Below are 23,013 nucleotides of genomic sequence, written 5' to 3'. Positions count from 1 at the left end.
GGGGTTTACGGCGTGGTCCGCCGGGCGCCGTACGGGCTGCGGGTCGTTCCCGGAGGGGTGGTGGTCTTGGTTGGTCATGCTTCATCACCCATGTGGGAGAGGACTTCCTTGGTGGTCGGCATGGCGGTGGAGCATTCGAGGCGGGAGGCGACGATGGCGCCGGCCGTGTTGGCGAAGCGGATGATCTTCTCCAGCGGCCAGCCGGACAGCAGGCCGTGGCAGAGCGCGCCGCCGAAGCCGTCTCCGGCGCCGAGGCCGTTGACGACCTCGACCGGGTACGGCGGCACTTCGACGCGCTCGTCCCGCGTGCGTGCGAGGGTCCCACGCGGGCCTTGCTTGACGACGGCCAGCTCGAGACCGCGGTCCAGCAGCGCCTGCGCGGCCTTGTCCGGATCGGTCTCGCCGACCGCGACCTCGCACTCCTCTTTGTTGCCGACAGCAACGGTGCAGTGCTCGAGCGCCCGGCTGACCTGTTCGTGCGCCTCCGACGGATCGGCCCAGAACATCGGCCGGTAGTCGAGGTCCAGCACGGTGAGCGGCTTCCGCCCACGCGCTTCCCAGGCGGCGAAATGCGCCGACCGCGACGGTTCGGCCGACAGTCCGGTGACCGTCGACCAGTAGATCGACGCGTCCCGGATCGCCGGGAGGTCGAGCTCGGACGGGTTGATCACCAGGTCCGGCGCTTTCGGGAACCGGTAGAAATACAAGGGAAAGTTGTCCGGCGGGAAGATCTCGCAGAACGTGATCGGCGTCGGCAATCCGTCGACCGGCATGACGAAGCGGTCGTCCACGCCGAGTTCGAGCAGCGTCCGGTGGATGAACGTGCCGAACGGGTCGTTGCCGGTGCGGCTGATCACGGCCGACTTCCGCCCATGCCGAGCCGCCGCGACCGCGACGTTGGTGGCACTGCCGCCGAGGAACTTCCCGAACGACGAGACGTCCTCCAGATGCGTTCCGATCTGCAGCGGGTAGAGGTCGACCCCGATCCGCCCGATGGTCAGTACGTCGTCCGCCATCACACCGCCTCAGCGATCCGGAGCAGTTCGGCGATGCTCGCCCGTACGTCGACCACTGGCCCTTCGCCGGTCGGCCGGTCGGTCAGGATCGTGTCCTGCTCCAGCACGTACCAGCCGTCGTACCCGGCCTCTTCCAGCGTGCCGACGATGGTGGTGAGGTCGATGTCGCCGGCGCCGAGTGGCTTGTACATCCCCTGCCGTACGGCGTCCGTGTAGCTGACCTCACCTGATTGGACCCGCGCCGCCCACGCCGCGTCGACATCCTTCAGGTGCGTGTGCAGGATGCGCCCGGTGTGCTCGACGGCCAACGCGACCGGGTCGACACCGCCGATGAGCAGGTGCCCGGTGTCCAGCGTGAGTCCGATGCTGGAGCCGTCGAGCACGCGTCGTACATCGTCCGAGTTCTCGACCATGGTGCCGACGTGTGGGTGGATCGTCGCGACCACGCCGCGCGAAGCGGCCAGCGCGGACAACCGGTCGAGGTTCGACAACAGCGTCTGCCAGCCTTCTTCGGTCAGCACCGGCCGGTCGTCGTACCCCTCCTGACCGGTCGCGGCCGCCAGCACCAGCGTGCTGGCTCCTGCCGCGACGAAGCCGTCCAGCTCAGCCCGTACGACGTCTGCCGGGTCCTGAGCGGGATCGTGCAGTACGACGGGCACGAACCCGCCGACGGCCCGTAGCCCGGAATCGGCCAGCGTCTTCGCCTTGTCCGCGCGGTCGTCGGGCAGGAACCCGATCGGCCCGAACTCGGTCGCGGCGAGACCGACGGCACGCATCTCCGCCAGCACCGTCTCGCTGTCGTACTGCCAGCCCCAGCCGGGGACCTCACAGACTCCCCACGAGATCGGGGCGCCGGCGATCCGGGCAGCAAGGTCAGTCATCGGCCAGTTCTCCTCTGTCTTCAAGGTTCAGTGCGCCAGCGTGACGACGCGGTGCTCGTGGCGGGACACTTCACAGGCGTCGGCGATCCGGAAGGCGGCCAGCGCGTCGCGAACCGTGCAGGGCACCTCGCGGGTGCCCGCGACCACCTCGGTGAACGCGGTCAGCTCGGCGACGTACGCCGGCTGGAACCGGTCCATGAAGGTCGCGTGCGGCGTGCCGTCGGGGAAGGTGACGCCCGGCTCGGCCGACCGCAGCGCGGTGTGCGCGTCCAGGCCGACCGCGACCGACCCCAGGCTTCCCAGCAGCTCCATCCGTACGTCGTGACCGGCGGCGTTGTAGCGCGTCGCGCTGACGGAGACGAAGGTGTTGTCGTCCAGCGTGAGCAGGGCTGCCGCGGCGTCCACATCGCCATACTCGCCGAAGAAGGTCTCACCGCGGTTGGCTCCGGTCGCGTAGACGCTGACAACCTCGCGGCCGGTGACGTACCGGATGATGTCGAAGTCGTGCACGGTGCAGTCGCGGAAGAAGCCGCCGCTGTGCGGGATGTACTCGCGCGGCGGTGGGAACGCGTCGTTGGTGTTCGCCCGGATGTGGTGGATGAAGCCTAGTTCACCGGAAACAACCTTCGCCCGGGCTGCCTGGTAGCCGGCGTCGAAGCGGCGCTGGAAGCCGATATGCACCGGGACCGTCGACGCCTCGACCAGTTCGACCACGCGCTCGGTCTCGGCGATGTCGATCGCGATCGGCTTCTCACAGAACGTGGGGATGCCGGCGGCGACCGCGGCCTCGATCAGCTCCGCGTGCGCGGAAGTGGCGGCGGCGATGACGAAGCCGTCGATCCCGCTCGCCAGCAGCGCCGGCACGTCCGGGGCGAACTCCAGGCCGAGATCTTTGGCGACCAACTCGGCCCGGCTCGCGTCGGCGTCCGCGACCACCACCTGATCGACCGCCGGCAATGCCTTCAGCGTCGCGGCGTGAAACGCCCCGATCCGCCCAACCCCGACCAACCCAATCCGCATCGACTGCCCTCTCTTCGTCATCAGTCCTCAACCGCGTCTCGGCAGCTATGGCGCCGGTCGGCATCGCGGGCAACGCCCGGCTCCAGCCTTCCTTACCGAGCCCGCGCCAGCCCGCCCCGGCCAGCCTTCGGACTGGTCCACCGCCAACTACCGGCTTCACCGGGTCCAGCCAACTGCCCTGGCCAGCTTTCCGGCCTGCGCGGTGGGGTGTCAATAGTTTGTTAACACATTTGGACATCGGGACATACATAGCTAGCTCATGTAACATCCAGCGCATGGCCGCCCTGCCGATCAGCATCGACCGGACGAGCCCGGTGCCGCTGTACCACCAGCTCGCCGAGCAGCTCATCGCTGCCATCAGCGACGGCACGCTCCGCCCCGGCGACCCGTTCGAGAACGAGATCGCCATGTCCGACCGCCTCGGCCTGTCCCGGCCGACCGTCCGCCGGGCGATCTCCGAACTGGTGAACAAAGGCCTCCTGGTCCGCCGCCGCGGCATCGGCACCACCGTCGCGAACCAGATGGTGCACCGCAAGGCCGAACTCACCAGCCTGTACGACGACCTCGCCCGTGAGGGCCGGACACCGCGCACCGAGGTCCTCGCGTTCAGCACAGAGGCCCACGACGAGCGGGCCGCCGAGGTGCTCGGGTTGCCGCCGGGCAGCCCACTGGTGTCGATCGTGCGGCTGCGCTATGCCGGCGACCTACCGCTCGCGATCATGCGCAACTGGTTGCCGCCGACAATGAACGACCTGACCGCCCAGGAGCTCGAGTCCGACGGCCTGTACGCCGTACTCCGGGCTCGCGGCATCCGCCCCACCGTCGCCCGTCAGCGCATCGGCGCCCGCAACGCTACCGCCGAGGAACGCCGTACGCTGCACATGTCCAAGGCCGAGCCACTCGTCACCATGACGAGGTCGGCGTACGACGCCGATGGTTCCGCGGTCGAGTTCGGCGACCACTGCTACCGAGCCGACCAGTACTCCGTCGACGTCATCGTCTCCGAACGCTGACCGGCGAGAGATCCAGCGGCGCAACGAACAAGGCCACCCGCAGAGACGAGCACCACGCCGTACGGGAACCGGGTGGTCAGCCCACGTACGTCAAGGTCAGGCTTGGTTGGCCAGGAGGGTGCGTACCAGGCGGAGGCCTACGGAGAGGTGGGCTAGTTCGGGGCCTTCGGTTTCTACGATTTCCTCCAGCATGGTGGCGGCTCGGGAGAGGGCTGCTTCGTTTTGGTCTTGCCAGCTGATGACGCGGTCTTCTGGTTCGGCGGACGCGTCCGTCGTGGCCAGGACCTGGGCTGTGAGGCTGGCGTGGACGGCGTGCAGGTCGTCGCGCAGCGCCGCACGTGCCATCGTCTGCCAGCGGTCCGTCCGTGGCAGGCCGATGATGCGTTCCAGGAAGCGGCCGAGTTGCAGGCGCTCGCCGAGGGCGAAGTGGACCTTGGCGACCTCCAGCACATCAAGGTCGTCCCGCGACGCAGTCTCGATGATGCCGAGACCGGCGTACGCCGGTGGCTGTACGGCGATCCGCGTCGCGAACTCCGCCGGCACACCCTTCGATACCAGACCTTCACGCCGCTGCTCGAACAGCGCCAGCTCACGACCACGCAGTACGTCGGGAAGCGCGGCGGTCAGCTTGGCGATGCCTGGCGTGAAGAACTCGATCAGCTCGGCGATGTCCACCGGAGGACGCCGGTTCGACACCAGCCAGCGGGTCGCACGCTCGACCAGCGTGCGGGTCTCGAGCCGCATCCCGGTCTGCGTCGCCGCGTCGACGATGTTGTCGAGCTCGGCGTTGCGCGCCAGCAACTCCGGCTGCCCGAAGATGCGCGAGGCCGCGAGGTTCGCCCGTACGACGTCCTCGACCGTGCCGCCGGTCTCCAGCGAGAGCCGGTGGTACGCCGTGATGCCGGAGGAGTTGATGAACTCGTTCACCACCTGGGTGGTGATGATCTCGCGGCGCAGCTGGTGGGTCTTGATCTGCTCGCCGAACCGCTCCTGGATCGCCTTCGGGAAGTAGCTGACCAGCTTGTTCGCCAGGAACGGGTCGTCCGGCAGCGAGGTCTTCAGCAGGTCGGCCTCCAGCACGATCTTGGTGTAGGCGATCAGCACCGACAGCTCAGGCGACGTCAGCCCACGGCCCTCGGCCTTGCGCCGCTTGAACTCTGCGACACTCGGCAGGAACTCCAGCTCCCGGTCCAGCAGGCCTTGCTTCTCCAGCCGCCGTACCCAGTCCTGGTGGACGTGCATCATCGCCGGGCCTTGCGCGACCGCGTTGGCCAGGCCGATGTTCTGCCGGTAGTTGCTCTTCAGCACCAGCTGCGCGACCTCGTCGGTCATCGACGCGATGATGTCGTTGCGCTGCTTCTCGGTCAGATCGCCGTCGGCGACCACCGTGTCCAGCAGGATCTTGATGTTCACCTCGTGGTCGGAGGTGTCCACGCCGGCGACGTTGTCGATGAAGTCGGTGTTGATCCGGCCGCCGTTGGTCGCGTACTCGATCCGGCCCAGCTGGGTGAAGCCGAGGTTGCCGCCCTCGCCGACCGCCCGCGCCCGCAGGTCGGATCCGTTGATCCGGATCGCGTCGTTGGCCTTGTCGCCGACATCGGCGTTCGTCTCCGACGACGCCTTCACGTAGGTGCCGATGCCGCCGTTCCAGAACAGGTCGACCGGCGCCTTCAGGATCGCATTCATCAGCTCGCCCGGCGTCAGCGTGGCCGGAGTGCCCTCGATGCCGAGCACCTCACGGACCTCGGCCGAGATCGGGATCGCCTTGTCGGTGCGCGGATACACGCCGCCGCCGGCCGAGATCAGCGTCGCGTCGTAGTCCGCCCACGACGACCGCGGCAGTTCGAACAGCCGGCGCCGTTCCGCAAAGCTCTTCGCCGCATCCGGCGCCGGGTCCAGGAAGATGTGCCGGTGGTCGAAAGCCGCGACCAGCCGGATGTGCTCAGACAGCAGCATCCCGTTGCCGAACACGTCACCGGACATGTCGCCGACACCGACGACGGTGAAGTCCTCGTTCTGGCAGTCGTGGCCCATCTCGCGGAAATGCCGCTTGACCGACTCCCACGCACCGCGGGCGGTGATGCCCATCGCCTTGTGGTCGTACCCGACCGAGCCGCCCGAGGCGAACGCGTCACCCAGCCAGAACCCGTACTCCTTCGCGACACCGTTCGCGATGTCCGAGAACGTCGCCGTACCCTTGTCCGCGGCAACCACCAGGTAGGCGTCGTCACCGTCGTACCGGACCACGTCCCGCGGCGGAACGATGCCCCCGGCAACAATGTTGTCGGTGATGTCCAAAAGCCCGGAAATAAAGGTCTTGTACGACGCGATGCCCTCGGCCAGCCACGCGTCGCGGTCCAGCGCCGGATCCGGCAACTGCTTCGCGTAGAACCCGCCCTTCGCACCCACCGGCACGATCACCGAGTTCTTCACCATCTGCGCCTTGACCAGACCCAGCACCTCGGTCCGGAAGTCCTCCCGCCGGTCCGACCAGCGCAGACCGCCTCGCGCGACGGCGCCGAACCGCAGGTGCACACCTTCGACCTGCGGTGAGTACACGAAGATCTCATACGCCGGCCGCGGCTGCGGCAGATCCGGGATCTCCTTCGGCTCCAGCTTCAGCGAGATGTACGCGCGTGGTGAACCGTCAGCCACCGCGGGCTGGAAGTAGTTCGTCCGCAGCGTCGCCTTGATGACGGTCAGGTAGGACCGCAGGATCCGGTCCTCGTCCAGGCTCTTCACCGTGTCGAGCGCGGCCAGGATCTCCTTCTCCAACTGGCCGGCCACGCTCAAACGGTCCGGGTCGTCCGCAGGACCGCGGGCGGGGTCGAAGTTGGTCTCGAACAGCTGGACCAGCAGCCGGGCCACGTCCACATGGCCGAGGAACGTGTTCTCGATGTAGTCCTGGCTGAACGGCGTACCGCCCTGCCGGATGTACTTCTGGTAGGCCCGCAGGATCGACACCTGCCGCCAGCTGAGGCTCCCCCGCAGTACCAGCGCGTTCAGCTTGTCGGACTCGGCGCGGCCCTGCCAGACCGCCTGGAACGTGGCGGAGAACAGCTGACGCAGTTCCTCCCGCTCATCCACGTCACTGGGCGCCCGGAGGCCGAAGTCGTAGATGTACTGCGTCTTGTCGACGCAGCGGATCTCGTACGGGCGCTCGTCGATCACCTCGACGCCCATGTTGTTCAGATGCGGCAGCACCTGCGACAGCGAGAGCGCCGTACCGGTCCGGTAGACCTTGAAGCGGCGCTCGCCCTCCCATTGCTCGTCGATCGGGCTGTAGAGCGACATGGCCAGGCCGTTGTCGGCGGGCAGGCTCTCCAGCACGTTGACGTCGTTGACGGCGACGCGGGCGTCGAAGTCCTCCTTGTAGGCCTCCGGGAACGCGTCGACGTACTGGCGCGCCAGCTGGCTCACGGCGCCGTCGCCGCCGAGCGCGTGCAGCGCCGCGGTGAAGTCGTCCGCCCAGGCCCGGGTCGCCTCGATCACCTTCTGCTCGAGCAGCTCGGCGTCGTACTCACCGACCGTCTCGCCCTGCTTCATCCGGACGACGAAGTGGACCCGGGCGAGCACCGACTCGGTCACGTACGCGGCGTAGGTGACCGACTCGGCGCCGATCGCGTCCTTGAGGATCTGCTGCATCTTCAGCCGGACCGCGGTGGTGTAGCGGTCACGCGGCAGGTAGACCAGGCAGGAGAGGTACCGGTTGTACACGTCACGCCGTACGAACAGCTTGACCGCACGCCGCTCGGTCAGGTGCAGCACGGACTGCACGATCGGCAGCAGGTCCTCCACCGGCGCCTGCAGCAGCTCGTCACGCGGGTAGGTCTCCAGTACGTCGAGCAAGCCCTTGCCGCTGTGGCTGTTCGGGTCGAAGCCGGTCAGCCGGAACAGCTCCAGCGCCTTGCGCCGCAGCACCGGCACCTGCATGACGCTCTCGGTGTACGCCGTCGACGACAGCAGGCCGATGAACCTGCGCTCCGCGACCGGGTCGCCGTTCTCGTCGAACGACTTGAGCCCGACGTAGTCCAGGTACGCCGACCGGTGCACGGTGGACCGCGAGTTCGCCTTGGTCAGGATGAGCAGCTTCTGCTCCCGCGCCTTCGCGCTCACCTCCGGCGGCAGCTGGCCGGAGTTCTGCTTCGGGTCCGGCCGGAGGATGCCCAGCCCGGTCCCGGGCCGGCCGCGCAGGATGCCCTGGTCGCCCTCCATGGTGAAGTCGTACTCGCGGTAGCCGAGGAAGGTGAAGTGCTCGTCGGCGAGCCACTCCAGCAGCTCGCGGGCCTCGTCCACCTCGTTCTGGCTCACCGGCAGGTCGGCCGCCGCGCGCAGCTCGTCCGCGATCGAGACGGCCTTCTCGTGCATCTTCGGCCAGTCCTCGACCGCTTCGCGCACGTCGTGCAGCACCCGCTGCAGCGCCTCTTCGAGCTGGCGGTGCTCGGCGACGTCGGCGATCCGGTCGACCTCGATGTGCATCCAGCTCTCCCGGACGAGGTCGTGCTCGTCCGAGGGCTCGGTGTCGTCCAGGACTTCCTGCAGCGTGCCGGCGATGTCACGCCGTACGACGAACTGCGGGTGGATCAGCAGCTGCAGCTCGAGGTTGTGCTCGGTGATCGCCATCGACGCGCTGTCGACCAGGAAGGGCATGTCGTCGACGACGATCTCGACGACCGTCCGGCCGTTCGCGGACCAGCCGTGCTCCTGCAGGGTCGGGGTGAAGACGTGCACCTTCGCCGTGCCCTGCGGCCGCGACATCGCGGTCTTGTAGTGGTGCCTCGCGGCGCCCAGGCAGTCGTTCGGCTCCCGCTCGGTGACGTCCTCGGGGGCGACATAGCGGTAGTACCGCTCGAGGAACGTCTTCAGCTTTCCCGGATCGACCGACTTGTCGTGCCCATGTGTTCCCGCGGCCACCGCCTTGGCGAGCACTTCTGCCTTCTGGACGTCCAGCTTGCTCTGCATTCCCCACCGTCTCCACGCGTGACGTCGGCGCTGTTCGCGCCGGGTCGCACGACGTTGTGCGCCTCCTCAAACATTAGTCCACCTTTGTCACTGGTGTGATGTCGGGACGGTCCTTATGCATCACGTTCAACAGGTCTGTCGAGTCGCAGTGCGAGGGCCGGACAGGCGAGTACGGCGCGGCGCGCATGCGGCAGCTCACCGGCGGTGATCTCGCGGCCGTTGAGGACCGGGAAACCCCACTCGTCGAGGACCACGTCGTTCGGCAGCAGGGTCGCGCAGAGGCCGTGCCCGTCGCAGCGCGTCCAGTCGATTTCCACCTTGCTCGCTGTGGTTGTCACCATGAACCTCCTGGTACCGGAAGGACACCCAGAACCGGTCGACCGCAGCCGCCGCCATCGAGGTGCAGCCTGACGTCTTCGCCGAACACCTCCAGGGCCGACGCGAGGAACCGCGCCGAGCCGTCCGGGTGTGCACACGCTCCACGGCCCGGGACGAGACCCAGGTGCCGCTGGGCGTCGTGCCAGCCCGCCGGGTCGCCCTTGACCAGCCTGTCGAAGTCGTCGACCAGAGACGCGAGTCCGAACACGCACGGACCGCACTGCCCCGCCGACTGGCTCGCCAGCCACTGCGAGACCCGGTGCACCTCGCCGAGCGGGCAGGTCTCGGTGCCGAGCGCCAGGATGATCCCTGCCGACACCTCCGGCCGCTGCAGGTACACACCATCCGTCTCCGGCAGCCACTTCCCGTGGTAGCCACCCAGCAGCACAGGTCCGCGCGCGGCACCCGAGAACTGCAGCACAGCCTCCAGCGGCACACCGGTCGGCGTCTCAACGACCCCGGGCCGCTCAACAGCACCGTCAACAGTCAGCAGTTGCGTGCCAGGCTCACTGATCAGCCCAGTGCTGCTGTAGCCCTTCGGCCCCAGCCGAGCCAGTACGGCGAGCTGCGCGAACGTCTCCACGTTCGACAGGAAGGTAGGCCGCCGGTGATAGCCCTTACGCGTCGGCAGCGCCCGCCTCCCCGGCGGGACCGCTTTTCCACCTTCCAGTGCGCTCAGCACGGCCCGCGCCTCACCAGCCACGAAGCGACCGGGAGTGTCAGTCACCTCGATCGCCAGGCCGTCGTCCCGCTCCATGATCGCCTCACGGATAGAGGTGGCGGCTGCCGCGTCGTGAACCGCGATCAGCACGTGCGGAGCGCCGAGTGCTCGCGCCAGCCCGGTCGCACCGTCCAGAACAAGGTGTGGCGCCAGCGTGAGCAGCAGGCGGTCCTTGCGACTGACTGGCTCGCTCTCCGAGCCGTTCACCACGACAGCCTCGATGCCCTTCGCCGGGAGGTCCGCCAGCTTGAGCGCGACCGGGAAGGCCGCTCCGCCGCGCCCTCTTAGTCCGACTGCCTCGGCGAGCTGGGTGTAGGCCTCGCGGTTCAGGTCAGGCTGGGCGCCGTGGGTGAAGAGGTGACGCTGCCGGTCTGCCCGGCCCTGGTCGAGTCCTGCGAGCAGGCGCGGCTCACCGATGACTCTCAATTGCACTCTGGCGTCTTGCAAGATCATCGGGTTCTCCCTACCCGTGCGAGGTTGAGCGGCGTACTGGCGCGTTCTGCCTGGCTGCGAGCGCGGTAGACGCCCGCTGCGGCGACTGCGGCCAAGCAGCCGATCGTGATGGCGAGCATCCACGGCGTACCGCGGTCGGTGCCGGACAGCAGCGCATGCCCGATGGACAGCAACCAGCCGGCCGATGCGGCGATGTGCAGCTTTCGCCAGCGCTTGGTGAAGGCCTCCGACTGGGCCAGCCGTCCTCTGGCGGCTCCGACGACCGCGGCGAGCACCATCCCGTAGAGGGCGAGCACACCGACCACCATCCCGAAGGGCCGGTAGCCGGACGCGAAGGGCCAGACCAGCACGGTCGGGCTGATGTCGACGTACGCGTCCGCGATCACTGCGATCACGTGGGCGACGAGCAGGACCAGACCGGTGGCAGCGGCCGACCGGTGGACGTACTGCAGCCAGAACCGGCGCTCCGGGTTGCGACTGCCGGACGTGAGGATGCCGAGCGAGGCCGACAGCGTGAACATGATCATGGCGACGACACCGGCCGCGCGGGCCAGGTACCAGAGCGTCATCAGGCGGCCCTGCTTGCTGCCGGCCAGCCGGCCACCTCGGTGACCTCACCGTCGTCGGCGATCAGCCGGGCCGGGTGACCAGCCAGGGTCAGTCGTCCCAGAGCCGCTTCGCCGGTGGCGACAAGCGCCGTACTGAAGGTGTTCGCCCGTACGGCGGTCGGCGCCCAGACGGAGGCGGTCCGGTACGGACCGTCGGCAGGACTGCCGGTGCGCGGGTCGATGACGTGGTGCGCGTGGCCTTCCGGGGTCTGCCAGCGTCGTACTGTCCGGGTGGAGGTCGTGAGACCGCCGTGGGCGAGGGTGACCAGCACTCCGGGGTCACCGGCGCGCTCGGCGACCGAGATGACCCAGGGCTTCTCACGCTGGCCCGCGGCCCGCAGGTCGCCACCGATCTCGACCAGCACCGCACAGCCAAACCGCTTGCTCAGCACCATGGCCGCCCGGTCCGCAGTCCACGCCTTGGCGGTCGCACCCAGATCAAGAGCCGAGTCCTTGGGTATGCCGAGCAGCGCGAGCTTCCTGTTCAGTCGCACCTGCTGCCAGCCGGGGATCTCCTGCGGCTCATCGGCCGACTGCGGGAACCGGCGGCGTACCGCCTCGATGTCGTCGTCGTAGCCGGCCGCGATCACCGCGGACCCGACCGTCGGGTCCACCGCACCGCCGCTCATCGACGCCGCGACCAGGCTTACGTCGACCAGGTCGACCAGCAGCCGCGACACCGGCACCATCGTGCCGGCCCGATTGTTGACAATCGACAGCTCGGAGTCGGCGCGGAACCTGCTGGCCGCCTTGTCGACCCTGTCCATCAACGCCTTCAGCTCACCACAGGCGGCACGGAGCACGGACGGGTCGTCGACCGTCAGCCGGACCGTGCAGCTCCACGCGGTCCAGGTCCGGAAGGCGCTCATGATCCGTTGCTCCCGCCGTCCGTGCTGCTCGAGGAGGACGAGGACGAGCCGACACCGCTACTGCTCGAGCTCGAGCTGTCGGAGCTGCTGGAACTACTGGAGCCCGAGCTGCTGTCGGAGCTGGTTGAGCTGGAGGTGCTGTCGGAGTCGGAGCTGGTCGAGGTCGTCGTACTGCCGGATGAGCTGTCGTCGGACTGGCGGGCGGCCGCGACCGCGACGGTCAGGCCGGTGCCGCCGATACCGATGACCGCTGTCGCGACCGCGGCTGCCGAGGCCCGGCGCAGCCACCGGCGGCGAGGGGACTTGGGGTCTTGTGTGGTGTCCATGCCGCAAGCCTCGGGCGAGGCCCCTCAGCCGCACTCCAAGAGAACATCAAGCGACCATCAAGTTCTGCTGAGAGCTTTCTGAACGCAGGCTAAGCCTCAGCCGCTCACTTCGGGTGGGCAGTCGGCATGGCGATGTTTCTCGATGGTCTCGACGATCTCGTCTGAGACTTCGCCCAGGACGGCCATCCGGTCCGGGCCGAACACGTCGACGAAGAACTTGCGAACCCGGGCCGCATGAGCCGGCGCGCAAGCCTTGATCGCGGCCAAACCCTCGTCGGTGATGACGATCTCCGGGTAGCGCGCGTCGCAGGCCTCCTTGCGGATCAGGCCGCGCTTCTCCATCCGGCTCAGGTGGTGGGACATCCGGCTCTTCTCCCACTGGGTCGCCTTGCCCAACTCGAAGGCACGCATCCGGCCGGTCTCCGACTCGGACAGGTTCACCAGGATCTCGAAGTCCGACTTGGACAGCCCGAACTCCCGCTGGAGATGACGCTCCAGGTGCGTCTCCAGCGTCCGGTGCATCAGCAGATAGCTGCGCCACGCCTTCTGCTCGTCGTCGTCGAGCCACGGTCCCTTGCTCACATCCACCATCCTACCGGATCGGGTTGACACATCAACCGAACGCGCTACGCTGTGGAGAGTTGACACATCAACCCGAGGAGAATCTCGATATGAGTGAGCAGAAGCTGATCGCCGTCGTCGGAGCCACTGGAGCGCAGGGCGGCGGACTGGTCCGGGCGATCCTGGAGGACCCGGCCCGGACGTTCGCCGTACGCGCGCTGACCCGGAACCCGGACTCGTCCGGCGCGAAGGCTTTGGCGGCAGCCGGCGCCGAGGTGGTCGCGGCCGACCTGGACGACGAGGCAAGCGTGCGCGCGGCGTTCGAAGGCGCGTACGGCGCCTACGTCGTGACGAACTACTGGGCCGCGACGGAAGACGCGACCCGGACCCGTGCGGAAATGGAACTGGCTCAGGCCGAGAACGCCGCCCGAGCCGCCGCCGCAGCCGGCGTCGAGCACGTGATCTGGTCGACGCTCGAGGACACCCGGCCGTTCTTCGGCGACCGCGACGACGTACCGAGCCTGGACGACGGTCGCTACAAAGTCCCGCACTTCGACGCCAAGGGCGAAGCCGACGCGCTCTTCACGAAGTACGGCGTACCGACAACCTTCCTCCGTACGACGTTCTACTTCGATGCCTTCATCAACGGCATGGGGCCGACCCGCGACGCCGACGGCAAGCTGACCATCAGCATGCCGATGGCCGACAAGCCCCTCTCCGGCATCGCGTCCGACGACATCGGCCGCACCGCCCTCGCCATCTTCAAGCAAGGCACCGCCTACATCGGCATCACCGTGAGCATCGCCGGCGACCACCTCACCGGCCACGAATACGCCGCCGCCCTCACCGAAGCCCTAGGCGAAGAGGTCGCCTACCAACCCCTCACCTGGGACCAATACCAAGCCCTCCCCTTCCCCATGGCCACCGAGTTCTCGAACATGTTCCAGTTCTACGCCGAAGACCACGAACGCTTCACCGGCGACCGCAACCTCGACAAGGTCCGCGCCCTCAACCCCGACCTGCTGTCCTTCGCCGACTGGCTGACCAAGCACAAGGGCGCCATCCCCACCAAGTGATCCAGGGCGGATCGGGGTCACACCCGATCCGCCCAGCAAGTCCTGCGGCCGGTGGCTCAGGATCGGCCGGGTGGATCGTAGCGGTAGGCCTCACGCGGGTCGCGGTGTACGGCTGGAGCGGTCGGGACGGTCGTGGTGACGGGCGTGCCGGTGGCGGGGGTTACGCCGAAGGTTGCGGCTCTCTGGGCCGCGCTGGCGTCGACGAAGGCGGCCTGCAGTTGATCGGCCGCCGGCGCTGGCGGGTGCGCGAGCATTTCGACGGCCTCGATGCCGATTCCGGCGACCTCGCCGCCGAGGAGTCGGGCCTCGAGCAGGGTCTGTTCGAGCGCGCGTGGGGACAGGCCTGAGTGTCCGACAAGGCCGTTGGCGGCACCATCGACCAGCCGATAGTGAGCCTCCATTGCTTGCTGGATGCCGATGATCGCGTTCTCGTGCTGCTCAGTCGGGATCTGCGCCCTCGCGTCGGCCGAGTCCAAGAAGAGGGCCCTCGCGGCAGCTCGCATCGGCGAGCTCTGCTGCCCGGGCTGGTGCGGAAGCGGCAGCAGATTCCGTGCGATGTCCGGGTTGCGGAGGTGGTCGCCGAGCTCCGCGACGAAGCCGTCGACCGCGGCCTCGTCCAGGCGGTCGCGGGGGACGGCGGATTCGGGGGCGCGGCCCTGCTCCTTGAGGATCGCCTGGTAAGCCTCCGGAACCCCGCTGGCCGCGATCATGTTGTCGACGTCTCGCACGGCCAGGTGCCTGGCCAGTCCGACGACGAACCGCACATGCCTCAGGTCCCCCGCATAGGCGTTGACCATGGCATCACAAATGGCCGACCGATCTCCGGCCGGACTGACCCCCTGAAAGCTGCCGGTGTCATCCTTCAGCGCGCGTCCGGTGACTTTCTCCACCATCCCGGACATCCGTGCCCACCACCTGCCGCGCACAGACGGGGCTCCCTGTTCGGCGGACCGCCGACCGAAGACACTCGCCACATCACCCTCCTCGCGGCCAACCGCATCAATCTACCAACCCTCGCCGCGCCCTCCCGATCATCCGCCTAACCGGTTTTCGGCGTCGGCGGTCAGGAATGGGATTCGAGGAGTTTTGCGGCGGCTTGGTGGACGAGGGTGGCTAGTTCGGGTGGGGCGAGGACGGTGGCGGCGCCGGCTTGGGCGAGGACGGCGGCGCAGGCTTCGTGGGGGTTTTCCAGGTCGGTCTCGATGATGAACCAGCCGTCGGTGTCCGGGCGGATCGGCGCCGTTGGCTTGAAGCGGGTGACCGCGTGGTCGCGGACTCGCAGCACCATCGGGTACGACGGGAGGGTCGCACGGAAGCGGCGTTGGGCTTCGGTCCAGTACTGGCTGAGGTCGAAGCCGGGCGGTCTCGTGAAAAGCTCCTCGGTCGAGGATGCGGTGGTCACGCGGCTCAGCCGGTAGGTGCGGATCTCGCCGTCGCGCCGAGCCGCGATCAGGTACCAGGTGCGGGATTTCGCGACAAGGCCGAGCGGCTCGACCGTGAACGACTTCTCCCGGTAGGTGATCCTGATCCGCCGTTCCGCCCAGATCGCCTCGCGGCAGAGGTCGAGACAGCGCGGTGCTTCGCGGCGGTCGTCCCAGCCTGCGTGGTCGACGAGGAGCCGCTGGCGCGCGAACTCGGCGTCGCGCCGGGTCGCCTCAGGCAATGCGGCGATCAGCTTGGTCATCGCATGGTTGCTCGAGGCATCGATACCGAGGTCGGCGAGCACGTGCGCGGTCGCGCCGACGAACACCGACATCACCTCGGACGGCGTGAGTCCGGTCAGCCGGGTCCGGTAGTCGGGAAGCAGCGCCCAGCCGCCACCGCGGCCGCGGACGGCGTACACCGGGACGCCGGCGAGGCTCAGGGCGTCCAGGTCGCGCTGGACCGTTCGCGGCGAGACGCCCAACTGCTGCGAGAGCTGACTCACGGTCGACTGACCGCGAGTCTGCAGGTGCAGCAGGAGCCGGAGAAGCCGCTCGGCACGCATGGTTCGACTATGCCAGACAAATAAGCCAACAGGTGGCGTCTTTTCTCCCTACGGTCGTCCCATGAGCGTTCTCGAGATCACCCGCGAGCAGGCCGTCGCCTACCGGCTTCGCGTGAACCACCTGGTCGAGCGACTACCGCCGGCGTCGTACGAGGAAGCGGCGTACGTCGGATTGCAGGACACGGCGCCTCGAGACGCTCTGCTCGGTCTGCACGCTCGGGTCGCGGACTGCGAGCCGGACACCTGGAAGCATCCGAGCCTGGTCCAGACCTACAGTCCGCGCTGGGCAGTGTATGTCCTGCCGTGGAAGGACTTCGGCGTCTTCACCCTCGGCAGACTCCCGCTCGCCGCCGAGGCTGTGCGCCGGATCGACAAGCTCGCGGACCGTGTGTGCCGAACGCTGGACGGACGCGAGCTGCGCGGCGGGGTACCCCATGTGCGCGACGCCTGTGCGAGCGGCCGGATCGCCTTGCGGTGGACGACGAGTGCCTTGTGGGTGCGCGAGGTACCGAGGCCGGATGTCAACGTGGACGAGGCACGCAAGGAACTCTGCCGACGGCACGTGAGCAGGTTCGCGCCGACGAGCCCGAAGACCTTCGCCTGGTGGGCCGGTCTCTCCCCCGCCGATGCCCGGCAGATCTGGAAGTCGATCACACCCGAACTGCTCGAAGTGGATTTCGACGGCACCGCCGCCTGGATCCTGCAGGCCGACGAGGCCTGTATCCGGGAGGCACCAAGACCGCGAGGGATCCGGCTGCTCGTCGAGCCGGATCTCCGGCTCCTGGGCCGCGACCGGGACGGCAGATTCATTGGCCCAGGCAAGAGAGCCATGACTCCGGCCGCGGACTCCTTCCATCCCAACGGCGTCCTCGTCGACGGCCGGATCGTCGGCGCCTGGGGCCGAAAGGGCGGCCGTGTCCACGTCATCCTGACTGAGCAACTCACCGCACCCCAGTACGACGCCCTCGCCGCCGAGGCCTCGGCATTCCCAATCCCCGGTGCACACCTATCCCTGGAGAAGCAGTCGTGACAGCCGTCGTCGTGGAAGACCTGTATATGACCTATCGCGCGCCGATTCGGGGGTCTGGATGGAAGGAGACGCTGAGCTCCGTCTTCAATCGGCGCTACCGAGAGGTCCCCGCCGTACAGAACGTCTCGTTTGCTCTCGCGCCGGGTGAGGTCGTCGGGTTCATCGGGCCGAACGGCGCCGGGAAGACGACGACGATGAAGATCCTGTCTGGGTTGCTGCACGCCACCTCCGGGCACGTCCGGGTGCTGGGCTACTCGCCGTGGCAGCGACGGTCCGACTTCCTCCGCCGGATCGCGTTCATCCGCGGCAGTCAGCCGGTGGGTGGATCCCAGGAGCTCACCGTGCTCGACACCCTGCAGTACCAGCGATTGCTGTACGACGTCCCGCCGGCCGACTACCGCCGGAACCTCGACGAGCTCACCGAACTGCTCGACCTCAAAGACCTGCTGCAACGCCAGCTCAGGGCGCTGAGCCTGGGCGAGAAGATGCGCGCGGGCCTGGCCCTATCCCTCCTGTACCGGCCGGAGGTGATGTTCCTCGACGAGCCGACACTCGGCCTCGACGTGACCGGCGCGACCACGATGCGCCGCTTCGTCGCCGGGTACGCCGAGCGGGCCGGCGCCACCGTGCTGCTGACCAGCCACTACATGGCGGACGTCGCCTCGCTCTGCCCGCGGCTCGTGCTGATCGACAAAGGCAAGGTGCAGTACGACGGCCAGCTCGACCAGCTCGCGGCCAAGCTGTCGCCGTACAAACTCCTCCGCCTGACCGCACCGAATGCCGACGAGGAACGGCTGAAGGAGGCAGGCGAAGTCGTCGAAGCGTCGAACGGGACCTGGGTCCTGCGGGTGCCACGCGAGGAAGTCGCCCGGACCACCGCTCGACTGCTCACCGAACTGGAGGTCGCGGATCTCGCCGTCGAAGAGGCTCCACTCGAGGCCGTCATCGACCGCGCGTACAGGGAAGGCGTCGGATGAGCCAGTTGATCGCCCTCCGGATCCGGATGGAGGTCCTCGAATGGTCCGGCGCCTGGTGGTTCCTGCTCACCCTGGTCGTCCAGGCGGTGCTCGGCCCGCTCATCGGCATGTTCATCTGGTCAGCGGTCTACCCCGCGGATTCGTACGTCGCGACGTACTACGTAGCGCTGCTCCTGGTCACGGTGATGACGGAGTCGTTCGAGCAGCACACCTTCTCCGAGAAGATCTACGACGGAACGATCAGCCACGAGCTGCTCAGGCCGCAGCCCGTCGTCATCAACACGATCGGCACCAACCTCGCCATCCGGATCTGGATGGCGGCGATGGGCATCCCCGTCGCACTGCTGGCCGGGTTCGCGTTCGGAGTCTCCCTGACCTGGACCGCCGTCCTGTCAGCTGTCCCCGCCTTCGTCCTCGGCGCCACCCTCACCTTCTGCTGGACCTTCCTGCTGTCCCTCACCGCCTTCTGGACCGAACGGGTGCACTCGATCGTCGGCTTCGGATGGACGCTGAACACGCTGCTCGGCGGCACCATCGCACCACTCGCGTTCCTCCCGGGGCCTCTGCGCGATATCGGTCAGGTCTTGCCGTTCTACGGGATGCTGGGCCTGCCGGCCGACGTCGCCGCCGGCCGCGTTCACGGCCTGGCTCCCGTGCTCACCGGCCTGGCCTACCAAGCCGGCTGGCTCACGGTCATCATCACGTGCGCTGTCCTGCTGTGGCGGGCCGGAATCCGTCGCTACACGGTGGTGGGCGCATGAAACTCCTCAGACTCTTCGCCGCGGGATTCACCCGTTCAGCGCAAGCCACCCTCACGTTCCGGATCAACCTTCTCTTCGACATCGTGCTGTCGATCATCGGCGTCGGCGCGAGTCTCGCCACTGTGTTCATCGTGTACGCGCGGACGGACTCGCTGGCCGGCTGGACCGAGGCCGAGACGTACGTGCTGATCGGCACCTTTCAGTTGCTCAGCAGCCTGAAGAACGCCTTCATCGATCCCAACCTGTCCTGGTTCCCGGAGAACGGCATCCGCAACGGCAAGCTCGACACCTTCCTGCTCCAGCCGGCGCCAACGCTCTACCTCGCCAGCCTGGCCAGGTCGACGCCCTTGTCGCTCATCCAGTTCGTCCTCGGTCTCGCCGTCATCACGCTGGGAATCACCAAGCAAGGACGACCACCAGCGCCCGGCGCGATCCTGGCCTGGATCCTGACCCTCATAGCCGCACTCGCAGTCACCTGGGCGATGGGCGTACTGCTCGCCTGTCTCGCCTTCTGGGCACCACGTCTGCAGCTCGACGTCTTCTACGGTTCGGCGTGGGAGCTCGCTCGCTACCCCACCGATATCTACCGCCGTCCGCTGCGCCTCGTCCTCACTTATCTCTTCCCACTCACCCTGATCGCGACCATCCCGACCAGCACGCTCCTCAACGGGCCACGGGTGCTCGTTTTGGGTCCGGCCGTGAGCGGCGCCATACTTAGCTGCTCTCTCGCTGTCGGGTGTTGGCGGCTCGGGTTGCGCCGGTACACCGGGGCAACCTCCTGAGAGCGAGATTTCGTCACGTAGCGCGCTGGATTGTACTCGGAGCGTTGCAATGTTGGGCAATGTGGGGCCATCGCTCGGTCTGCACCTGTGGGGCGGGTAGGTTCATGGTCTGCCGGAAGCGGTTTACCGACATCGGTTTTCGGTAATAGGGCAGTCGGACAGTACTGGGCTTGGGAGGAACGGCGGGACGTGGAAGGCACCGAGATTCGGAAGCTGGCAGCGCTTGAGGACAAGCACTGGTGGTACCGGGAGCGCCGGGCCCTGCTGGCTCGTGAGCTCTCAGCCCTGGCCAAGCGTGGTGTGAAGCCCGGCCGGGCGCTGGACATCGGCGCGGCCGGTGGCGGCAACACGCGCGTACTGCTGTCCCATGGATGGTCGGCGACCGCGCTGGAGTACGGACCGGAAGGTGCCGAGGTCGCGCACGAGCGCGGCATCCCGGTGATCCGGGCCGACGCCATGAGCCTGCCGTTGGCCGAAGCGTCGCTCGACCTGATCGTCGCCTTCGACATCCTCGAGCACCTGGTCGACGACAAGTCCGCCGCTGCCGAGATCTTCCGGGTCCTCCGTCCCGGCGGTACGGCGCTGATCGCGGTGCCGTGCGACATGGACCTGTGGAGCGAGCACGACGTCGCCGTCGACCACGTCCGCCGGTACGAGGCCGAGGAGCTCTCGGACCTGCTCGAGTCGGCCGGCCTGCAGATCGAGCGCCTGCGCTCCTGGAACGTCCTGCTCCGCCCGGTCGCGGCCTGGCGTCGCAAGCGCAGCACCGGGAGCGACCTGACGGAGATCTCGCCGGTGGTGAACTTCGGCCTCAGCGCCGTCATCGCCTCCGAGCGCGTCCTTCCGGTCGGGAAACTGCCCGGCATCTCGCTGCTGGTGCGGGCTAAGCGTCCCTGACGATCCGGTGATCGGCGGCGAGTGTCGCCGCCAGTTCCATCGTCGCCTCGTCCAGCTCGGCCGGGCTCGTCTCGCCGTACGCGTCGAGGATGCGCTCCTCGACGGTGTCCAAGGACAGCCCTGGTACTTCGGTAGACAAGGAACCGACCGACGCCGGGTCGAACGGCAGGTCGAGGTGGGCATAGACGTCCGCCAACACCGGCCGGAGCAGTTCGTCATCGCCGATCACGACCAGGGCGCTGAAGAGCCAGCCGTTGCGTACGACACGTTGCCCAGTGCCGACCAGCTTCACCACGCCGCGGGCGTTGACGCTGTGCGCACCCGGACAGTACTCACCCGGCACAGCTCCCACCCGGGCGTCGATGCCGAACTCCTGGAGTACGCCGGCGTACATCGCACCGAAATTCTTGAAGCGCGTGTCGAGGCCCTCAGGTGCGAGCTGTTCATGCTTGACGTGGTCGATGACCAAGGCCTCGGTCGTGTAGGCGACCGGTCGGCCGCCGACCGCGCGTACCAACGGCTCGAAACCGGCCGACCGAGCGGCACGTACGGCGGCGTCGAAGCCGGCCGCATGGGTGTCGCGGCGACCGAACACCAGGACCGGGGCGGTCGGGCGGTAGATCCGCAGCGCCTCGGTCAGCTCGCCTGAGGACGCACGCCGTACGAGCGCGTGAGCGACCGCCAACTCCATCGCCTCGTCACCTGACACGTCGGAAAAGCTACCGCGCCTGGAGTACTCCGCACAGATGACGACGGTAGGCCGAGCCGTGTGCCAGACTGCGGAGATCATCAGCAAGGACGGGATCATGGACGTTCGCTCATTCCTTCCGTCCCGCCCAGGCGGTCCTACTGATCCGGACAGGTGGGTCGATTCGGGTCCGCCGCGCTTTCCATTGGCCGGCAAGGTCGTCGCGGCGGCCCTCGTGCCGCTGGGCACGCTCGGCTGGGTCCGGCACGAGGGGCTCGATGCCTCGACCGCGATCACGCTGGTCGCGGTCGCAGTGGCCGTGGGTACGGCGCTCGGCGTGCTGGCGCGGTGGCCTGTAGCGACTCTGGCGATCACGCTGGCCGGGTCGTTGACGACCGTGCTCGTCTACCAGATGAACCCGATCATGGTGCTCGCGTTGCAGGTCGCGGTGTTCGGCGTCGCAGCCTTGCAAACCCGCACCGTCGCCCTGATCGCGGCGGCGGTGACGGCGATCATGTTGTTTTGCCTCACCTGGGCGAGTGCGCGCGGGCCGGCGACCGATGCGCGGGTGATCATCGGAGTCGTGCTGACCGGGTTCTCGTTCGCGTCGGGTCGGGCTGTGCGCGGGCATCGGGCCCTGGTCGCGGCGCTCGCGGACCGGGCGCGGCGGGCTGATGAGACGCGTGAGCAGGAGGCGCGGGCCCGGGTCGCCGAGGAGCGGGTCCGGATCGCGCGCGAGCTGCACGACGTGGTGGCTCACCACATCGCGGTGATCAACGTTCACGCGGGCCTGGCTCGCAAGGCCCAGGGACGGAGTCCTGAGATGCTCGACTCCTCACTGACCCACGTACAGGACGCGGCCCACACCGTCCTCGAGGAGCTCGGCACAGTGCTCCACGTACTGCGCTCGGGCGGTGGGGACGACGTCGAATTGGCTCCGACGTCCGGACTCGATCGCCTCGACGACCTGCTGGCGACCATGGCCTCGACCGGCTTCGAGGTGCGGCTGCGCCGGGAAGGGCGACCACGACCGATGGATGCCGCGTGCGATCTCGCGGCTTTCCGGATCATCCAGGAGTCGCTCACGAACGCCTCCAAGCACGGCTGGGGCGACCAGGCCGACCTCACCTTGGCGTACGACGAATCGGAGCTCCGGATCGAGGTCCGCAACGCAACCAACCAGGACTCCGGGCCGTCACGTGGCACCGGGCAAGGATTGATCGGGATGCACGAACGCGCGAAAGCCTGTGGCGGAACCCTTTCCACCCGCCTCGACGCGGACGGCATCTTCCGCGTCGACGCCATGATCCCGAACCATCCGCGCAGAGGCCAGTCGTGATCCGGGTCCTGCTGGTGGACGACCAGCCGCTCATCCGCGTCGGCCTGCGCGGAATCCTCGAACTCGAGGACGACATCGAGGTCGTCGGTGAGGCCTCCTCCGGCCGGCAGGCGCTGACTCGGCTGGCGGCCACACCGGCTGACGTCGTACTGATGGACATCCGGATGCCGGAGATGGACGGGATCGAGACGACCAGCGCGATCTGCGCGGATCCGCGCTACGCGGACGTGCGGGTGCTGGTCCTGACGACGTTCGAGACCGACGAGTACGTCGTCGCCGCGCTGCAGGCGGGCGCGAGTGGATTCCTCGGCAAGGGCGCCGAGCCGGAGGCGGTTGCCGACGCGGTCCGGGTGATCGCCCGCGGCGAGTCGCTGCTCTCGCCGGCCGCGACCCGGTCGTTGATCGAACGCTTCCTGGCGAAACCAGCTGCCAGTACGGCGCCCGTCGTACCGGCTCTGGACGCATTGACCGAGCGGGAGCGGGAGACGCTCGTACTCGTTGCACAGGGCAAGTCCAACGAGGAGATCGCCGAGCACTTCGTCATCTCGCCGCACACGGTCAAGACGCACATCAGCCGCACCATGATGAAGCTCGACGCACACGACCGGGCCCAGCTCGTCGTGATCGCGTACTCCGCCGGATTACTCCATCCGCAGTAGCGGAGATAC

General features: G+C 68.0%; 22 protein-coding genes. 10 read left to right on the top strand and 12 right to left on the bottom strand.

The annotated features are described in order from the left end of the window. Positions 1–74: 74 nt before the first annotated feature. The 3 genes from iolC to EV646_RS19010 are packed head-to-tail and all read right to left on the bottom strand — an operon-like array spanning position 75 to position 2,938. Complete coding sequence (iolC, locus tag EV646_RS19020) at positions 75–1,016, bottom strand: 5-dehydro-2-deoxygluconokinase (RefSeq protein ID WP_132150323.1); 942 nt, start codon at positions 1,014–1,016, stop codon at positions 75–77. Continuing rightward, positions 1,016–1,897, bottom strand: coding sequence for a sugar phosphate isomerase/epimerase family protein (locus EV646_RS19015; RefSeq protein WP_132150321.1), 882 nt, complete (start codon positions 1,895–1,897; stop codon positions 1,016–1,018). Before EV646_RS19015 ends, iolC begins: the two co-directional genes overlap by 1 nt. Before the next feature lie 27 nt (positions 1,898–1,924). Beyond that, positions 1,925–2,938, bottom strand: coding sequence for a Gfo/Idh/MocA family protein (locus tag EV646_RS19010; protein WP_241996162.1), 1,014 nt, complete (start codon positions 2,936–2,938; stop codon positions 1,925–1,927). A 254-nt stretch (positions 2,939–3,192) separates the two neighbouring features. Between EV646_RS19010 and EV646_RS19005 the strand changes: the two genes are divergently transcribed. Then, positions 3,193–3,930: a GntR family transcriptional regulator gene (locus tag EV646_RS19005; RefSeq protein ID WP_132150319.1), complete on the top strand. Its 738-nt coding sequence runs from the start codon at positions 3,193–3,195 to the stop codon at positions 3,928–3,930. A 96-nt stretch (positions 3,931–4,026) separates the two neighbouring features. On the opposite strand, the gene EV646_RS19000 is transcribed toward EV646_RS19005, so the two are convergent. The 5 genes from EV646_RS19000 to EV646_RS18980 all read right to left on the bottom strand — a co-directional run bounded on the left by EV646_RS19000 (position 4,027) and on the right by EV646_RS18980 (position 11,921). After that, positions 4,027–8,892, bottom strand: coding sequence for an NAD-glutamate dehydrogenase (locus EV646_RS19000; RefSeq protein ID WP_132150317.1), 4,866 nt, complete (start codon positions 8,890–8,892; stop codon positions 4,027–4,029). Between the two features lie 113 nt (positions 8,893–9,005). Next, entirely contained in the window at positions 9,006–9,233 is a 228-nt protein-coding gene (locus EV646_RS18995; RefSeq protein ID WP_132150315.1) for a ferredoxin, read from the bottom strand. Then, positions 9,227–10,444: an NADH-ubiquinone oxidoreductase-F iron-sulfur binding region domain-containing protein gene (locus tag EV646_RS18990; protein WP_132150313.1), complete on the bottom strand. Its 1,218-nt coding sequence runs from the start codon at positions 10,442–10,444 to the stop codon at positions 9,227–9,229. Before EV646_RS18990 ends, EV646_RS18995 begins: the two co-directional genes overlap by 7 nt. Further along, on the bottom strand, positions 10,441–11,013 hold the full coding sequence (locus EV646_RS18985; protein WP_132150311.1) for a ferric reductase-like transmembrane domain-containing protein: 573 nt from the start codon (positions 11,011–11,013) through the stop codon (positions 10,441–10,443). The genes EV646_RS18990 and EV646_RS18985 overlap by 4 nt, the downstream gene beginning before the upstream one ends. After that, positions 11,013–11,921 (bottom strand): FAD:protein FMN transferase, encoded by a 909-nt coding sequence (locus EV646_RS18980; protein WP_132150307.1) that lies wholly within the window; start codon positions 11,919–11,921, stop codon positions 11,013–11,015. Before EV646_RS18980 ends, EV646_RS18985 begins: the two co-directional genes overlap by 1 nt. A 6-nt stretch (positions 11,922–11,927) precedes the next feature. Here EV646_RS18980 and EV646_RS38905 point away from each other — a divergent pair, with 6 nt between their 5' ends. Next, positions 11,928–12,329 (top strand): hypothetical protein, encoded by a 402-nt coding sequence (locus EV646_RS38905; RefSeq protein ID WP_158290982.1) that lies wholly within the window; start codon positions 11,928–11,930, stop codon positions 12,327–12,329. Between the two features lie 14 nt (positions 12,330–12,343). Here EV646_RS38905 and EV646_RS18970 read toward each other — a convergent pair whose 3' ends face one another. After that, the gene (locus EV646_RS18970; RefSeq protein WP_199237057.1) at positions 12,344–12,838 is read right to left on the bottom strand and encodes a MarR family winged helix-turn-helix transcriptional regulator; all 495 of its coding nucleotides are present in this window, start codon (positions 12,836–12,838) and stop codon (positions 12,344–12,346) included. Positions 12,839–12,918: 80 nt separating this feature from the next. Here EV646_RS18970 and EV646_RS18965 point away from each other — a divergent pair, with 80 nt between their 5' ends. Further along, a complete protein-coding gene (locus tag EV646_RS18965) occupies positions 12,919–13,884 on the top strand; it encodes an NmrA/HSCARG family protein (protein ID WP_132150303.1) in 966 nt (321 codons plus the stop codon). A gap of 56 nt (positions 13,885–13,940) precedes the next feature. Here the strand turns inward: EV646_RS18965 and EV646_RS18960 are convergent, their stop codons facing one another. Further along, positions 13,941–14,786, bottom strand: a complete 846-nt coding sequence (locus tag EV646_RS18960; RefSeq protein WP_132150301.1) for a hypothetical protein — start codon at positions 14,784–14,786, stop codon at positions 13,941–13,943. Between the two features lie 161 nt (positions 14,787–14,947). Further along, the gene (locus EV646_RS18955) at positions 14,948–15,871 is read right to left on the bottom strand and encodes a helix-turn-helix transcriptional regulator (RefSeq protein WP_132150299.1); all 924 of its coding nucleotides are present in this window, start codon (positions 15,869–15,871) and stop codon (positions 14,948–14,950) included. A gap of 61 nt (positions 15,872–15,932) precedes the next feature. Here EV646_RS18955 and EV646_RS18950 point away from each other — a divergent pair, with 61 nt between their 5' ends. The 5 genes from EV646_RS18950 to EV646_RS18930 all read left to right on the top strand — a co-directional run bounded on the left by EV646_RS18950 (position 15,933) and on the right by EV646_RS18930 (position 20,318). Beyond that, positions 15,933–16,901: a DNA glycosylase AlkZ-like family protein gene (locus tag EV646_RS18950; protein WP_158290981.1), complete on the top strand. Its 969-nt coding sequence runs from the start codon at positions 15,933–15,935 to the stop codon at positions 16,899–16,901. After that, complete coding sequence (locus tag EV646_RS18945; protein ID WP_241996161.1) at positions 16,898–17,878, top strand: ABC transporter ATP-binding protein; 981 nt, start codon at positions 16,898–16,900, stop codon at positions 17,876–17,878. The genes EV646_RS18950 and EV646_RS18945 overlap by 4 nt, the downstream gene beginning before the upstream one ends. After that, entirely contained in the window at positions 17,875–18,639 is a 765-nt protein-coding gene (locus tag EV646_RS18940) for an ABC transporter permease (RefSeq protein ID WP_132150295.1), read from the top strand. The genes EV646_RS18945 and EV646_RS18940 overlap by 4 nt, the downstream gene beginning before the upstream one ends. Beyond that, positions 18,636–19,421, top strand: a complete 786-nt coding sequence (locus EV646_RS18935) for an ABC transporter permease (RefSeq protein ID WP_132150293.1) — start codon at positions 18,636–18,638, stop codon at positions 19,419–19,421. The genes EV646_RS18940 and EV646_RS18935 overlap by 4 nt, the downstream gene beginning before the upstream one ends. Positions 19,422–19,610: 189 nt before the next feature. Then, positions 19,611–20,318 carry a class I SAM-dependent methyltransferase gene (locus tag EV646_RS18930; protein ID WP_132150291.1) on the top strand — a complete coding sequence of 236 codons (708 nt, stop codon included), beginning with the start codon at positions 19,611–19,613 and terminating at the stop codon, positions 20,316–20,318. Here EV646_RS18930 and EV646_RS18925 read toward each other — a convergent pair. Continuing rightward, positions 20,305–21,027, bottom strand: a complete 723-nt coding sequence (locus EV646_RS18925) for a lipoate--protein ligase family protein (RefSeq protein WP_241996160.1) — start codon at positions 21,025–21,027, stop codon at positions 20,305–20,307. The genes EV646_RS18930 and EV646_RS18925 overlap by 14 nt on opposite strands. 37 nt (positions 21,028–21,064) lie before the next feature. Here EV646_RS18925 and EV646_RS18920 point away from each other — a divergent pair, with 37 nt between their 5' ends. Together EV646_RS18920 and EV646_RS18915 are read left to right on the top strand one after the other, a co-directional pair. Further along, positions 21,065–22,345 (top strand): sensor histidine kinase, encoded by a 1,281-nt coding sequence (locus EV646_RS18920; RefSeq protein WP_132150289.1) that lies wholly within the window; start codon positions 21,065–21,067, stop codon positions 22,343–22,345. Further along, a complete protein-coding gene (locus EV646_RS18915) occupies positions 22,342–23,004 on the top strand; it encodes a response regulator transcription factor (protein WP_132150287.1) in 663 nt (220 codons plus the stop codon). The genes EV646_RS18920 and EV646_RS18915 overlap by 4 nt, the downstream gene beginning before the upstream one ends. The last annotated feature ends 9 nt before the right edge of the window (positions 23,005–23,013 follow it).

This window comes from Kribbella antiqua (assembly GCF_004345665.1).
Lineage (GTDB): Bacteria > Actinomycetota > Actinomycetes > Propionibacteriales > Kribbellaceae > Kribbella > Kribbella antiqua.
Note: the sequence above shows the minus strand (reverse complement) of the source record. Positions and strands in the feature narration are given on the sequence as shown.

Bases quoted from the DNA above. Each gene is read 5' to 3' on its own strand.
- EV646_RS18965 (WP_132150303.1), top strand. From the start codon at position 12,919: ATGAGTGAGCAGAAGCTGATCGCCGTCGTCGGAGCCACTGGAGCGCAG.
- EV646_RS19015 (WP_132150321.1), bottom strand. From the start codon at position 1,897: ATGACTGACCTTGCTGCCCGGATCGCCGGCGCCCCGATCTCGTGGGGA.
- EV646_RS18960 (WP_132150301.1), bottom strand. From the start codon at position 14,786: ATGTCCGGGATGGTGGAGAAAGTCACCGGACGCGCGCTGAAGGATGAC.
- EV646_RS18970 (WP_199237057.1), bottom strand. From the start codon at position 12,838: ATGGTGGATGTGAGCAAGGGACCGTGGCTCGACGACGACGAGCAGAAG.
- EV646_RS19005 (WP_132150319.1), top strand. From the start codon at position 3,193: ATGGCCGCCCTGCCGATCAGCATCGACCGGACGAGCCCGGTGCCGCTG.
- EV646_RS18920 (WP_132150289.1), top strand. From the start codon at position 21,065: ATGACGACGGTAGGCCGAGCCGTGTGCCAGACTGCGGAGATCATCAGC.
- EV646_RS18980 (WP_132150307.1), bottom strand. From the start codon at position 11,921: ATGAGCGCCTTCCGGACCTGGACCGCGTGGAGCTGCACGGTCCGGCTG.
- EV646_RS18990 (WP_132150313.1), bottom strand. From the start codon at position 10,444: ATGATCTTGCAAGACGCCAGAGTGCAATTGAGAGTCATCGGTGAGCCG.
- EV646_RS19010 (WP_241996162.1), bottom strand. From the start codon at position 2,938: ATGACGAAGAGAGGGCAGTCGATGCGGATTGGGTTGGTCGGGGTTGGG.
- EV646_RS18995 (WP_132150315.1), bottom strand. From the start codon at position 9,233: ATGGTGACAACCACAGCGAGCAAGGTGGAAATCGACTGGACGCGCTGC.
- EV646_RS18935 (WP_132150293.1), top strand. From the start codon at position 18,636: ATGAAACTCCTCAGACTCTTCGCCGCGGGATTCACCCGTTCAGCGCAA.
- EV646_RS18940 (WP_132150295.1), top strand. From the start codon at position 17,875: ATGAGCCAGTTGATCGCCCTCCGGATCCGGATGGAGGTCCTCGAATGG.
- EV646_RS18985 (WP_132150311.1), bottom strand. From the start codon at position 11,013: ATGACGCTCTGGTACCTGGCCCGCGCGGCCGGTGTCGTCGCCATGATC.
- EV646_RS19000 (WP_132150317.1), bottom strand. From the start codon at position 8,892: ATGCAGAGCAAGCTGGACGTCCAGAAGGCAGAAGTGCTCGCCAAGGCG.
- iolC (WP_132150323.1), bottom strand. From the start codon at position 1,016: ATGGCGGACGACGTACTGACCATCGGGCGGATCGGGGTCGACCTCTAC.
- EV646_RS18955 (WP_132150299.1), bottom strand. From the start codon at position 15,871: ATGCGTGCCGAGCGGCTTCTCCGGCTCCTGCTGCACCTGCAGACTCGC.
- EV646_RS18950 (WP_158290981.1), top strand. From the start codon at position 15,933: ATGAGCGTTCTCGAGATCACCCGCGAGCAGGCCGTCGCCTACCGGCTT.